Annotated in this window: 7 protein-coding genes and 1 pseudogene; 7 read left to right on the forward strand and 1 reads right to left on the reverse strand. The window is 45.8% G+C overall.

Going from position 1 to position 14071, the window contains the following annotated elements; genetic code table 11:
• The first annotated feature begins 17 nt into the window (after positions 1 to 17).
• Both NTY76_06285 and NTY76_06290 read left to right on the forward strand, forming a co-directional pair.
• Positions 18 to 2396, forward strand: a complete 2379-nt coding sequence (locus tag NTY76_06285) for an ATP-binding protein (protein ID MCX5678699.1) — start codon at positions 18 to 20, stop codon at positions 2394 to 2396.
• A gap of 70 nt (positions 2397 to 2466) precedes the next feature.
• On the forward strand, positions 2467 to 8919 hold the full coding sequence (locus NTY76_06290; GenBank protein MCX5678700.1) for a 2-phospho-L-lactate transferase CofD family protein: 6453 nt from the start codon (positions 2467 to 2469) through the stop codon (positions 8917 to 8919).
• A gap of 10 nt (positions 8920 to 8929) precedes the next feature.
• Here NTY76_06290 and NTY76_06295 read toward each other — a convergent pair whose 3' ends face one another.
• Positions 8930 to 9805 (reverse strand): PAS domain S-box protein, encoded by an 876-nt coding sequence (locus NTY76_06295; GenBank protein MCX5678701.1) that lies wholly within the window; start codon positions 9803 to 9805, stop codon positions 8930 to 8932.
• A gap of 122 nt (positions 9806 to 9927) precedes the next feature.
• On the opposite strand from NTY76_06295, the gene NTY76_06300 reads away from it, so the two are divergent.
• The 5 genes and pseudogenes from NTY76_06300 to NTY76_06320 all read left to right on the forward strand — a co-directional run.
• Positions 9928 to 10302 (forward strand): response regulator, encoded by a 375-nt coding sequence (locus NTY76_06300; protein MCX5678702.1) that lies wholly within the window; start codon positions 9928 to 9930, stop codon positions 10300 to 10302.
• Positions 10303 to 10509: 207 nt separating this feature from the next.
• Positions 10510 to 12465: an ATP-binding protein gene (locus NTY76_06305; GenBank protein MCX5678703.1), complete on the forward strand. Its 1956-nt coding sequence runs from the start codon at positions 10510 to 10512 to the stop codon at positions 12463 to 12465.
• Positions 12443 to 12757: pseudogene (mscL, locus tag NTY76_06310) on the forward strand (large-conductance mechanosensitive channel protein MscL). Before NTY76_06305 ends, mscL begins: the two are co-directional and overlap by 23 nt.
• A gap of 15 nt (positions 12758 to 12772) precedes the next feature.
• Positions 12773 to 13786, forward strand: coding sequence for a hypothetical protein (locus NTY76_06315; protein ID MCX5678704.1), 1014 nt, complete (start codon positions 12773 to 12775; stop codon positions 13784 to 13786).
• A gap of 15 nt (positions 13787 to 13801) precedes the next feature.
• On the forward strand, positions 13802 to 14071 hold a 270-nt coding region (locus tag NTY76_06320; GenBank protein ID MCX5678705.1), incomplete at its 3' end, for a tetratricopeptide repeat protein.

Below are 14071 nucleotides of genomic sequence, written 5' to 3' on the forward strand. Positions count from 1 at the left end.
ATACAACGGGGAAATCGATGAATATCGGCAGGCTGCTTGATAATGAAAAAGAGAAACCAAAAGCGCGGGTCAGCTTAAGGCGAAAAATCACTGCGCTTATTTGCCTATCGATATTAATTGTTCTCCTTATCGGCTCCGCCATAGAATACTTCTGGATAATTTCCGCTATGAGCAAAACGGCTAAAGAAAATCAGCTAAAGACAGCCGAGACAGTATCAGCGTTTATCGCGGATCTGATAGATGAACAGGTTGAACAGGTCAGGGTGTTTACAACACGAATTTTAATTAAAAAGGTCGTCGGGGAAAGTAACTTAAAATATAGTCAAATGTCCCGGGAGGCCATAGGGCGTTATCTCGCGAACATGGATGTCGAGTGGATAAATGCGCCGGTTGATAGTCCCTTGGTGAAAGAATACGCCGACAATGAAACCAGCAGGAAACAGCTGATGCCGGAAATGAAGGAAAATAATGATGAAGTGGTGGAGCTGTTTATAACGGATAAGTTTGGCGGCCTCGTGGCCAGTTCGAGAAAGACTAGCGATTTCTATCAGGCAGATGAAAGATGGTGGCAGGTAGCGTTCGAAGGCAATGTATTCATCGGTGATGTGGAGCTTGATGAATCAAGCAATATGCTTGGTGTGACGATCGCCACTCCCATCATGGATGATGAACATAGGGTGATAGGAGTATGTAAAACCATATTCGATGCTCAAAAGTTATTTTCAAGCTTAAATAAATTTAAGCTTGGCCTAACAGGCCATGCCTCTATAATCAACGATAAAGGCATGATAGTATTCCATGAAGGCGTAAAGCCGCTAAGTATTAAAGCGTTAAGCGACGATGTGCTAAGCCGCATTTTAAGTAAAAACAGCAGTTTTGAGATACTGAATAAGAATATTTTGCACCACGCCAATATGTTCACAACCTTCAAAAGAGTTGAGCACCCTATACTCGCGAAGAATAATATAGTCTGGTTTGTGACTATAGCCCAGGAAGTCAAAGAGGTGTTTGCTCCTTTAAATGATCTTGCAACCGCCATGCTTATATTTTTTGGTGCGGCCATATTGACAATGATACCGATAGGGTTCATATTCGGTAGATCTATTGTAAGACCTATAACGGGAATTGTAGAGGGCGCGTTGGAGATCGGTAGAGGCAATTTGGATTATAGAATACATGTAAAGACGAATGATGAAGTGGAAGATGTGGCAGAGGCCTTAAATTCGATGACGATGAGCCTGAAATCCAAGACGACATCGATAAAACTGCTCAATCAGGAGATCGATAACCGCAAGAAGGCGGAGGAGGCGATAGTTGCCGCCGCGAAAGAATGGCAAAAGACCTTTGATTCTATAACGGATATGGTCTTCATCCAGGACAAAGATTTTACGATAATCAAGGCGAATAAAGCATTCGCGGATGCAATGAAGATGAAGGTCGGGGATATCATAGGTAAAAAGTGTTATCAGGTTGTGCATAAGGATAATGTGCCGTGGCCCAATTGCCCTTTTAAAAAAACTAAGGAGGATATGCAGGCGCATACCGAGGAAGTGGACGACCCGCATGTCGGGATACCGCTTTTGATCACAACTTCGCCTATATTTGATAAGAATGGAAACCTGACAGGCTCAGTCCATATAGCAAAAGATATATCAGGGATGAGAAAAGCCAGGGAAGAGCTGGAGAGAAAGAATGAGGAACTGCGCAAACTGGACCAGCTTAAGTCCGATTTCATCTCAACAGTGTCACACGAACTGCGAACGCCGCTTTCTATAGTCAAAGAAGGCATAAGCCTCGTCCTGGATAAGATAGCGGGCGAAGTAAACGAGAAACAGGACCATATATTAACGACCGCGAAAGATAATATCGATCGGCTGGCCCGCGTTATAGACAGCCTGCTCGATATATCCAAGATAGAGGCTGGCAAGGCGAGTCTTAATAAAACGAAGTTCAACATAAAGGACCTGGTGGTCAAAACCGCCCATTCTTTTGTTCTTAAGGCGCGGGAGAAAGAGCTCGAGATCAAGGCGATAGTTCCCGATAAAGATATATATGTTTATGCAGATGCCGACAGGATAACTCAGGTCTTCGTCAATCTTATCGGTAACGCTATAAAGTTTACAAGCGAAGGCAGCGTGAATGTCTCGCTCGAAGATAAAGGTAAGATGGTAGAATGTTCAGTCGCTGATACAGGCATAGGCATATTGGCAGAAAACCTGCCAAAGGTATTTGAGAGATTTCAGCAGTTTGGGCGCTTGGCCGGCCCCGGAGAGAAGGGCACCGGCCTTGGCCTTGCGATATCAAAGAATATAATAGAATTGCATAAAGGCCAGATATTTGTTGAGAGTAAGTCAGACAAGGGGAGTAAATTCACATTTATCCTGCCGAAAGAGTAAGTTAAAGCGAAAAAAGGTAGATATCTTTCTATTGACTTAACATATTATATGCTATAAACTATAGCTATATATGATAATCAGGCCATTGATATCTACCAGATTTATCTCTGCCGCATTAGCTATAACCTTTATAGCTACGCAGGTCTTTGCTAGCGATATCCCATCCAATTTTTCTAATGATAAGTTAAGCCCGCCTTTAGCCTCCGATCCCGACATAATTCCAGGCGAAGTCAATCCTGTCCGAACCGCAGTCGCTAGAGAAGCCAATCCGGGTGCTATTGGAGACGGTGCCCCGCTATTAGAATTGCTACGTGGAAATCCGCCACCCAGGATAATACTGCCGGAAGATGAAAATAAGATTATCATTCAAAAACTATTAAAGGCTATAGACCTGGCTATAAAGCTAAGAGTTGATAATAAAAATAATGTGGTTGCGGAGCATCAAGACAGGGTAGAAAAGACTACGGCCAATCTCATTGCCCTCCAGAATAATTTATCAAAGTACGCATATCTGTTTAATGCCGATATCAATAGCCGGAAAGATTATTTATTAGGGTTCAATTCTGGAAATGATCGCGGGTATGCGATAGAGCTCATCAATCGGCTTTCACCCGAACATCTTGCGCAATATATATTCCACATATGCATTCCGGAAGAAGGCATGGTTACCGAAAAAGATGGCCATGAAGCCGTATACAAAAGAATCAAGTCAGCTATATTCGGGCCGAAGGAGGTAAGCGCATTCGAGGAAAATTGGCGTGAAGTTATAGATGAGAAATTTCCCTTACAGGAAAAAGAGAGCTTAAAAGTTCAGGATAGCCCGCCTGCCAGATGGGGAAGCGACAGCATTCGGGCAGGCCCGGAATATAAGGCGATGTTAGGCGCGATGCGGCAACTGATAAGTTCAGGCGCTGTCGGGCCCGGGCTTAATAACGCTTATAGCTATATCCGCAACATTGCTAAAGTAGAGCTAAAGGAAAAGTTCAACGCTGATGTTGCCGATGAGGCGATTCGCGAGATAAAAGAATGGATAGCAAAGGCCCCCCTTGAACCTGCCGATAGAAAGACAGTAAGGCAGCTTATGCTGAATCAATCGAAGGAATATTTTAATTTAGTCAATGGGTTTGGTCCCATCGCCTACAATACGGCGAATGATAAAATGGAGAATCTAAAGCCGCGCGAGGAGATGCACGAAGAAGCTTTTTTTGCCAGCATGCAGGCGGCTGATACTCTGGAGAAGATGGGCGAAACGAGCGCTATAACTGAATTGCTTATGCTTGCCGAGATAGGATTAGCGGCGCATAGAGAAGAGGCGGGCCTTGAAGTGATGCAGAAACGTCTGGATAACGCGAAAAAACAGCAGAATAAAGACGTCGAGCGCAAATACGATATCGTCTTTTCGAGCAATTTTGAAGCGGTCCGAAGATGGATGGCGATGGAAAATATGATTTCGAAGTGCATAAGTAATCTGGGATTACGCGCGGAGAGTGCTAGCACGGAATACAAACAAGCCAATGACTTCTTAATTGCGGTAATGTTGAATTATCAGGCCGCGGGAGAGGCGTATTATTGGGTAAGACAGCAGGCTGCTTATCGTTTGCGCGATTATTCGACAGAAGAGACGATAGCGGCCTTAAGCGTCGCTATGGACAAGAACCGGCCTGAAGGCCGGGCTCCGCAGCCGTCCACCATTTTTTTAGCGGCGAATCTCGAAGCGGCTAACCCTAACGCTTTGACCATAGGCCTGGCTGCAGGCCAGAGCATGTTGCATATTCAACGCGTAAAGGCGGAAAAAGAGATTATCGACAATCCTGAAACGTTTAATTTCGAACAAAGGCAATACAGGTTTGTCCGCCTGGTGGCCGCATTAGATGCACTGGGTAGTGAAGAGATAAGTAATGATATACGGATAAAAATTATGAATCGCATATCCGGTATCGAGGATGATGAAACGGCTTTTGCCGCCAATTTCCTTTTGGATGCGATGGAGGAGATGGTAAAGGGCCAGCGTAATAAATACGCCAGAATATTTCAAAATAACAAAGTCTCTAAGGATTTAAAAGACCCGCTCATACGTCAAGCGGCTCTTAAGGTGATCTCGCGTATAGCCCGCGCTGTTTTGCCAAGGCTTAAAGCAAAAAATGCGCTCTTAGCTAAAGAGTTATCTGGAGATATACTGTTTTTGGATGGGATTTCGCAGGGGAGATATGAGTATGACCTGGGAAGATTTCGAAAGGTCGGTCGTAAATTACATGTGACTTTAGGAAATTTGGACCGTCTGGATAAGCTCGAAAGTTTTAGCCAGGGGGAGGAATATCTTAATTTTAACCGCGATATCGTTATCGGCTCAGGCGGAGGAGCGTCGGCGTCCATGTCCGGAGTGACCGATCCTGCCCTTGCTATTATCGGGGCTACGGATAACGGCGGAGCTACATTGCTGGTAAGGTCATTCGAGACAATTCAGAACGGTATCTTTGTCGGCGGTTTCGGCGACCACCTTCGTTTTATGTACGAAGCGGCGGTTTTGGATGGGGCACCGGGAGCGTTAATGATCAGAGACGTCCTGAATCATCGTTTCGGCAGCCCAACGAGGACCTTGGTGGAGGAGATCAAGGCTCAACATTCCGATAAGCTTAAAAAGGCGAGACAGTCCGGGCCGGAAGAAGCGGAAAGGTTCGAAGAGATTTATAAAAAGCTATTAGAGATCGCCGCAAAGATCGACGCGGAGGGAATGAGCGGAGATTTCAACAGCGTTAAGAATATGATCCTGGAAGGCCTTATGTACCAGGCCGAAGGCATCGGTGACGGATTGATGAACCCGGACGGTATCTATGCTTCTTTCGAAGCTTTCCGGCGCCTCGTTGGCGCGAAATCGCTGGCTATCCCGGATATTCCGATCGGCAATGAAATCATTATCAAGTCGGTCGATGGCGAGGAATATATAGGCCAGTCCTATTATTCGCACGTGCCGAGAGGGTTTAACAGAGGGCGCCAGAGTCCGACTTTAAGGCCCGCGGATATTGATTATTATTATCCGGAGGTAGCTGTCCGGAGCCGTGTCATGGGCGCGATAAGCCGGGCGAAATTATTGCTATTCGGCCTCGGGAGCTGGCAGACAAGCATAGGCATATTACTTAAGAATCCATCTTTGGTCAGTGCGGTTGCGGATAACGTTAATGCCGATAAGATATTAGTTACTAATCCCGTACGTGATGGCGAAACCCGCGGTATGAGTTGGCGGGAGTCCACAGTGAGTTTTCCGGAGAATTTAATGAAGCGTCCCCTTGGCAGCGTATTTAATCGTGTCCTGGCAAATGTCAATCGTAACTTAGACAGGCTTGTTTTAGCCGCCAGGCCGCAACTCGGAACTGTAAGGCAGGTTTACAATAACCCTTCAGGCGGATATGCCGGCGAGAATACGCCGACGCCGGAGGATGTAGCTTACATGAAGCGTAATAATATAAAGATGGTCACGTCGGAGATGGCCTCGGTGAAGCTCTCTCCGACCAGGGCGGATCCTAATTCATATATTGCGGCCGTACATTATGAGCCGGAACGGTTTGCCGAAGGGTTATGGAGCTTAATCAGCGATAAAGCGAAAGACTTCTTAGGATCCGGACGCGAAGTGGATCTGATAAGAAGAGGGGCTGAGATAGAGAGATTATTACACGAAAAGGGGTTTACTCTGTCGGACATTGGCCTTGGGCAGATTCACGAAGTTATCTTTAACCCCACATTGGCTAAAGAGCTCAGCGAATGGTTAAATAGCGGTAGAACCCCAGCCTGGGCGATGGACAAGAGACCGGAGGAAACAACCTTCCAGTTTATGATCAGAAAAGCCGTGGAACGCTCCGCCGGACATCTTCCAACTGACGTGAAGATAAAATTAGACGAGGAGATAACTGTTTCTAATATTCACGGCAAAGATGTCAGAGTTGAGTTCCTGAGTCCGCACGCAACGGAGTCGATATTTCCGCCGTCCCGTATCTTCATGGCCGAGACCGGTGATATAGAAGCTCTGCGTAATGAGGAACTGCATCGCCTGGGCGTTATTCGCGGGCCTATTTACCAGAATGACAATATATTGATATTCCTTCCTTATGATCTTCTGGCCGCCGGTGATTCGCTTAAAGACAGGATAAAACGCATTGAGGTCGCGCTCTCTTTTCAACTGGAAAAAGCAAAAAATCTTTTGGAAAACGGTTTTACCGATGAAAGCTCCGCGCATGAGAAGGCTATCGAACCCCTCCGTCTTGCCTCCACAGGAGAACGCAAGGATTACAGCGCCATACTCGCCGAACTGTCCGCCGCCATCCCTTATTTAAGATTTTTGCGTTCCTCACTCGCCGTAGGTAGTATCCCCAACACTATGTTCGATATGGATGGGACATTTGCTGCTTCCGGCACCCCCCATACGCCCGAGATGGCTTACTATGCATGGAAATTTTTCAAAAGCCCCAGGAGTTTCAAGACTATAATAACAGCCCGGCAATTCGAATGGCCGCTTAAATATGTCCTGGAGGAAGTTGAGCGCGTAACAAGACGCCTGAGATGGATAGAGACCCGCTCCGGAGTAAGCTTAGAAGACGGGACCGCCGGGAACGATTTTCTGTCCCAGGTGCCGACAACCGTTTCCTCAGGCAGGGCGGTATTGTGCTATGGTAATAATCCGGATAATCCGGGATATGCGAAGGTATATCAGGAGCCGATGGACGACTTTACGGTATTGTTTATCGAGTTAGCTGCCCGTCTCACCATGCCGGATGCGGGCTATCCTGTGAATGGATATCAGGCGGAGGTCGAAGAGCCATATCCGCAGCCGGATGGCAGCACCCTATTTACAGCTATATCCATATTTTCGTCCGGCAGAGATGATAAACAGCGTACCTGGGATCCCCGCCCAGCTTGTGTTAAAAGGACGCTGCATGGTAAGCGTGTCCGGGAGTTATTGCTGGATCCCGCGAAGATTATGGCGCAGGTCGAACGCTTGCTGGCTTCGGAAGGCGGCAATGAGAAATGGCAGTTGCTGGTCAGAAACGGTTCCGGAGAAGAGAGGGTCGTTGTCCTGCCGGAACAACACGAATTTATCAGAGATCTTTATGGAAGGATCGGAGGGTTATTGTCCGAAAAACCCAAACTGAGAGAGAGGCTTAATAAACCCATAGATATCTTATATCAGCCCAGCGGAGAGACCACGATCATCTTCTCTCCTATGGGGAAAGAGCCGCACGATGTGTCGGAGAAAGAGGTTTCCGGCCCTCTCCAGGCGCCGGACCCTCTCTCTATGGGTAAGGGGGCGCAGATTCCTACAGTGGAACAGGTTATCCGGGATCATAGCGGCAGAGCAAAAGAAACAATGCCGATCGCTTTCTTTGGAGATGAGATGAGCAGTGCGATGATACCGGTAGCCAAAGACCGCGGAGAAGAAAATTTAAAGAAGATCCCAGGCAACGATTACTCCGTAGCGTATAAGGCCATCAAGGGTGATATCAGCCCTTACCTTTTGACACACGTCGGGAAGACAGGCGGAGGCATAGAGACTTTGCCAAATACCACCACTTTATATGGTAAATCCGCATTGATGCCGCACGATGTAGTCTATTTAATGGCCTATAGCGCGGTTAATACACAGAGGGGCGAGTCCTGTAAACTGATTGAAGAAAACGCGCAGATTCGACGGGAAATAGAGGCGGCATTGCGCGGCAGGCCGCTTAGTGAATTTGGTATCGCAAGTTTTCAAACTATGAATGAGCGTCAGGCGCGGGAACTGCTTCTTTGGCTGGAGCGTACTAAGGGAAGCAAGCTATCCGTGTCAGGCGTTATTACACCGCAATCAACTGAAGCGGTGGCGAGCCATAACCTGAAAACTCAAATTTCCGAAGATCTGCCCGCACGCGCCGAAAAGCTTAAGTTTAATCTTATCAAAATATTAACCAGTCATCCCGACCAAATCTTCTTTATGGGTATCGAAACTAGTCCGGATGATCATCAGGAAACTCAAACGATGATGCCTCTATGCTTAGCGGTTGATGAAATTCAGAATTTGAAAGATAGCAAAGGGAATCCCCTTTTTCCAAACCTCATTATGAAAAGAGAAGGCGCCACAAAACTTGCGGAAATGGTAAAAAATCTGAATAAAAATGGAGACGAAGAAGGCAGGAAATTAAATCTAAGCAATGCATTCATAGGCGCCAGGGAAGACAGTGTAGATAATACTACGGTATATGATGCGATAAAAGGAGAAGGTAAGGCGTGGATATCCGCTATCAATGATTCAGTGCCAGGTGATTATCTGCCCGTATTTGAAGCAATAACCCTGAATATGATGGCCTATCTAAATGCCGATACAGATGCTATCAAGCATTTCTATGACACGATAGCGGATAAGCCTATTGATCCGGATGAATTGAAAAAGATGATAAGGGACAGAATAATATATATTGTGCCTAAAGCTGCCAAATTTGATGCAGAGCAGCTTAGGGAACTATATGAACTGGCCCGAGAGGCTTACGCAGCGGCCTAATGTATGAAGATTATTGTTTTCTATCGCTGATATCCCGAATGACGGCGATTATGCGATGGTTCCCATGTATGATCGCGCGTTTCAGGCCTATGTCGACCCAGAAACATCTTCCGGCTTTATCCTTGAGCTTCCATTCGAATGTTTGCGGTTCATCCTGCGATGCCTTCCTGAAAAATTCGGAAAACTTTTCTCTGGTGTAACCCTCCTCGTCACACAATAGCTTTTCAATGCCCATTCCTTTCATCTCTTCAGATGTAGAGAGGAGCATCTCGCTTCCACGCTTGTTTATTTCAACTATGTTGAGATTATCGCCGTCATGTATTATTATCGCATCGTTTACGGAGTTGAATATGGTGCGGTAGATCGACTCTGAGTTTATCAGTGCTTCCTCAGCTTTCTTTCTCTCGGTAATGTCCCTTTCGATATGGACATACTGAAACACCTCGCCGCTTTTATTCTTAATGGGATAGGCCGTAACTTCCACAAACCTTCTATTATTTTGCCGGTCAAAATGAGTATGGGTAACAGCTGTAGATTTTCCTGTTCGCAGGACTTCCCTGATCGGGCATATATCATTTGGCGGCACGCATGGGCTATTTCTTTTATGTGTGATCTCATGGCAATGTTTGCCGATTATCTCCTCAGACAGACAGCCCGCTTTCTTCAGCATAGCTTTGTTTGCCCATATGATCTTAAAATCTTTGGAGATCAGCAGGATTCCGTCTGTTATGCCGTTAACGATAGTTTCGAGGGTTTGTTTAGTCTCGGCCAGCTCGGCCTTTGCCGTTTCATAACTGCGCTTTACGGCTTCCAGCGCTATATTCTTCAGCCGCAAATCTTCTTCATTAATTGCGGCGGGCGGTTTCTCTTTTCGATTATTTTTCATGATTCCCTTTTCCTCTCCTGAAAACAGCATTATCGCAAAAAAGCCATTTAACATCAAGCGGTTTATTTAGAGTTGTAAGTCTATAACTCGAGGCGTATAATTTAAGTAAAGAGGAGGATGATATGAGCATAAAGAAAAAGATACTGGTAATAGAAGACGATAAGGATATAAGCCGAACGATCAAGTTGTATCTGGAAGGGGAGGGATTTGAAGTTATCACGGTGTCAGACGGCAAGGAAGGACTGCAAAAAGCCAAAGCTGCCGGAGAAGATATCCTTATTCTCGATCTGATGCTGCCGGGCATGCCGGGGGAGGAGATATGCAGGGAGCTGAGGAAAGAAGAAAAATACGCGGCGCTGCCTATTATCATGTTAACAGCAAAGGGCACGGATGCCGAATGGGTAAGGGGCATGGTGCTGGGGGCGAACTATTACATAACAAAGCCTTTCGAGATGGATGATCTTCTCTCAACTATACAGTTACTGCTCAAGCATTAATATTTGGGACCGCTATTTATGAATATCCTTTCGTTAATGAGGGATTTTTTTAGAAGTCAGTATGACTATGTATATTTTTTCTATGGATTAGCCTTCTTTATCCTGGCTATCGTATGTTTTAGCCTGAGGAAGGGCAGATCCAGCAGGATATCATGGTTTATATTAGGCTTATTCAGCCTCATCCGCTGCCTTTATATATGGGTGGACATGGCTGCAATCTTTCATGCGGATATACCTCAGTTTTCTGTGATACGTTCGACTATGTTCACGGTCTCATATATCTTTCTTTTTGAATTTGCGAGGTCGAGCCTGTTTGGGCCCAAAGGAAGATGGAAGGCTATAATAATTTATGGAGCAGTTCTGGCGGCAGTTTCCTATAACCAAAAATATGACGAGGCCTGGCTCAACGCCGGAATACGATATTTTATAGGGCTCCCCGCGGGCCTTTTTGCTTCTGGCGCCGTGATCTTCGCATCCCGTTCAGAAAAAAGCGGCAGGGGCTCTCTCTTATTCCTGGGCATAATGATGGCGCTATATGCGGTGACCTCGGGGCTGGTTGTGCCGAAAACGAATCTTTGGATGGCGGATTTTTTGAACATTGAATCTTTCTACAATTTCATCGGTATTCCGGTCCAGGTTATCCGCGGGCTATTAATATTATTTTCGGCAACAGCCGTTTGGGTCTATTCGCAGGCTTCGCCTAGCCATGGACCGCAGCAGATAGGGCATAAAATTCATTTTAAGCCCTCCAAGTGGGTGACCGCGCTTACTATGCTTACACTCATATCTCTCGGCTGGGCCTTTACTAATTACATGGACTACTACGCAGGTGTCCAGATCATAAGAAACAGTAAGGTAGATCAGAATTCGCCGCTAAATCGGCTGAACAGGGAGCTGTCAAGGCTTGAAACAGCCGTCTCATCCATAAGCACGACATCGCGTATCATATATGCCCTTACGTTACCTGCACCGCGATATATAGAAAGGACGAATCGTTTACTGGAAGAACAAAGGAAAGCTTATTCGGCGCTCGATTGTTTTATCATGGATAGATATGGCACTATTCTGGCTTCGGCTGCGGGCGGCTCCGAAAAGGCCGCTGTGGGCGAGGAGTATCGTGCTATGCCGTATTTCAAGGAAGCCATGGCCGGGAGGATAGGCTATTATTTTACCCGGGGCTCGGTTTATGATGAACGTATATACTACGTCAGCGCGCCCATCAGGCAGTCGAGAGACGATATTGCGGGCGCCGTGGTTATTAAAAAGAGTATAATCGTCAAACCTATATTGCAATACCGCCTTATCAGCATAATCATAACGTTTTTTGTGTGTATGCTGGCTATCGTCTTCTTTTTTGTTTTAAAGAGAAGAGAGCGGTTCATTGCCTTCGCCGAAGAGGCGAATAAAAAATTGCAGGCTCTGGACACAATGAAGAATGATTTCATCGCTATCGTCTCGCACGATCTGAGGACGCCGCTTACTGCCATCAAGAATTCCGTTACGCTACTGTCTAAGGGCTGGCCGGATAAGAGAGTTGTGGATCCTAAACAAAAAGAATTACTGGATATAATAATGAGCAATACGAACCGCCAGATACGGATGATCAGCGATCTCCTGGACATATCCAAAATAGAGGCGGGTGTAATGAGCGTCCATGCAGAATCGATGGACATTACGGTCTTATCGACTGATATGATAAATTCTCTTAAATCACAGGCGGACGAAAAGAAGATAACCCTGAAGATGGCGCCTGATTGTAAGCCTATTGAAGCGCATGCGGATCCCGAACATACCAGGCGCGTTCTTTCGAATCTTTTAAATAACGCGATAAAATTTACGCCTGAGGGAGGCAGTATAGAATTGAAATTGAACAGCCGGCCTGATGATGTCATTGTAATTATATCCGATACAGGGGTCGGCATACCGGCCGACGATATAAATAAACTATTTAATAAATTTTACAGATCATCTTCGGTATCTCATCATAAAGAAGGCAGCGGCTTAGGGCTCGCCATATCTAAGGGCCTTATAGAGGCCCAGGGCGGCAGGATCTGGGTCGAATCTAAAGTCGGCGCGGGCAGTTCATTCTATTTTACACTTCCTCTTGCGAGAGGTATAATTAGGCGGGAAGGAGAATTTGATGACTATAATAAAAGAGTTTAGAGAGTTTGTAGTTAAGGGTAATGCCGTAGACATGGCGGTAGGTATAGTTATAGGCGCTTCATTCGGTAAAATAGTCACTTCACTGGTAAACGATGTCATAATGCCGCCTATAGGATTATTGCTGGGCGGGGTAGATTTCAAGAATTTAAAAATAATCCTTAAATCGGCAACCGCTGAAGTTCCGGCGGTCAGTCTTAATTACGGATTATTTATAAATACACTGCTCGATTTTTTAATAATAGCGTTCTGCGTATTCTTGATGGTAAAGGTTGTTAATCATTTAAGAAGGGATTAAGAGAACGGTCATATGGGCAATATAAAGATTTACAGGCGCCTGGCAAAAAGCCTGGCGCAGCTCGTATCCTTGACAAAAATGTATAACGCCCGGCATCCTATAGTCAAGGAAAAGGCCGAAATGGTTTATAAAGAGATGAGCGATTTCTTCGCAAATAATAAACAATCTATAGTATTGGCCAAATCGGTCGACATGCTGCTCATAAACAGCGAGAAGGTAGAGCCGGAGAGCCGGCTGATGGCGAAGTTCATCGAGGATTTTATAGGGTTAGAGGTAGGCTCGATAGAGATCGAACCGGCCCTCAGCGCGGAAGAGCTGGATGCTTTTTTACATATCATATGCAGGACGGAACACATAGTCGGTGTCGACAAGATAAAACAATTCTTATCCGAAAAAAAAGTCCCGCACCTGATCGTTCGCGCCGCGACTTTTAAACTTGTGCAGGAGAATGAAGATATCGTTAAGAGAGGGGAATTCGTAAAGGTCGAAGAGCTGCGGCCCGATGTCACAGAAAGATTTTTAAAGGACTTTACGGATGGAAAGGTGTCTGAAAAACTTGCCAGCGCGGATAAGGATTATAAGATCGTAGCGCATAATTCCACCTTTCTTGCAGGCATGACTTACGACCTTCTGAAAACGACGGATGAGCCTGAAGATTTAGAAAAGATCATATGGCTTTTAGCGGACTATCTTATAGATGAAATAGGCACATCAAAAGAAGAGGAGATGAACAGGCAGGTCCTCGGAGAGATCGAAAAAAAACTGCTTTCACTGTGGCAGGATAAGCCGGAGAAGAAGCGTCTGGCAGGGGGTATGGAAAAGACCTGTACCGTTATAAGCGCCGCGCTCCAGATCAAGGGCTTATTGACCCGTTATAAAAGGCACAAGAAGGCTATTGAGTCGACCGCGGGTAAGATAAAAAAGATAATGCATAGCTTGCCCGTCGACAGTCAGCTATATCGTAAGACGGCGGCTAATATCAGAGAGATCGGTCCCGTAGTGATTAACGAAAGTATCTTTAAATAGCGAAAAGAGTTACCCTTGAGACTGTTTCAATCCAAAATATTCCCAATAATTATCATCTGCTTTTTAGGGGCGGCCATATATTCGAACACTTTCACATGCTCATTTCATCTGGACGATAATAATTCGATAGTTCCCAATCTGGCCATAAGGAACGTCTACAACCTGCGTAACATCTGGGATTTCTGGCCCACCCGTTTTCTCACATACCTTACCCTGGCCGTCAATTACCATTTCCACAAGCTGGATGTATGGGGTTATCATCTCTTTAATTTAGCGGTCCACCTG

The organism is Candidatus Omnitrophota bacterium (assembly GCA_026387175.1).
Taxonomy (GTDB): Bacteria; Omnitrophota; Gorgyraeia; order 2-01-FULL-45-10; family 2-01-FULL-45-10; genus CAIMPC01.

Bases quoted from the DNA above. Each gene is read 5' to 3' on its own strand.
- NTY76_06300 (MCX5678702.1), top strand. From the start codon at position 9,928: ATGAGCATAAAGAAAAAGATACTGGTAATAGAAGACGATAAGGATATA.
- NTY76_06295 (MCX5678701.1), bottom strand. From the start codon at position 9,805: ATGAAAAATAATCGAAAAGAGAAACCGCCCGCCGCAATTAATGAAGAA.
- NTY76_06305 (MCX5678703.1), top strand. From the start codon at position 10,510: ATGGCTGCAATCTTTCATGCGGATATACCTCAGTTTTCTGTGATACGT.
- NTY76_06285 (MCX5678699.1), top strand. From the start codon at position 18: ATGAATATCGGCAGGCTGCTTGATAATGAAAAAGAGAAACCAAAAGCG.
- NTY76_06290 (MCX5678700.1), top strand. From the start codon at position 2,467: ATGATAATCAGGCCATTGATATCTACCAGATTTATCTCTGCCGCATTA.
- NTY76_06315 (MCX5678704.1), top strand. From the start codon at position 12,773: ATGGGCAATATAAAGATTTACAGGCGCCTGGCAAAAAGCCTGGCGCAG.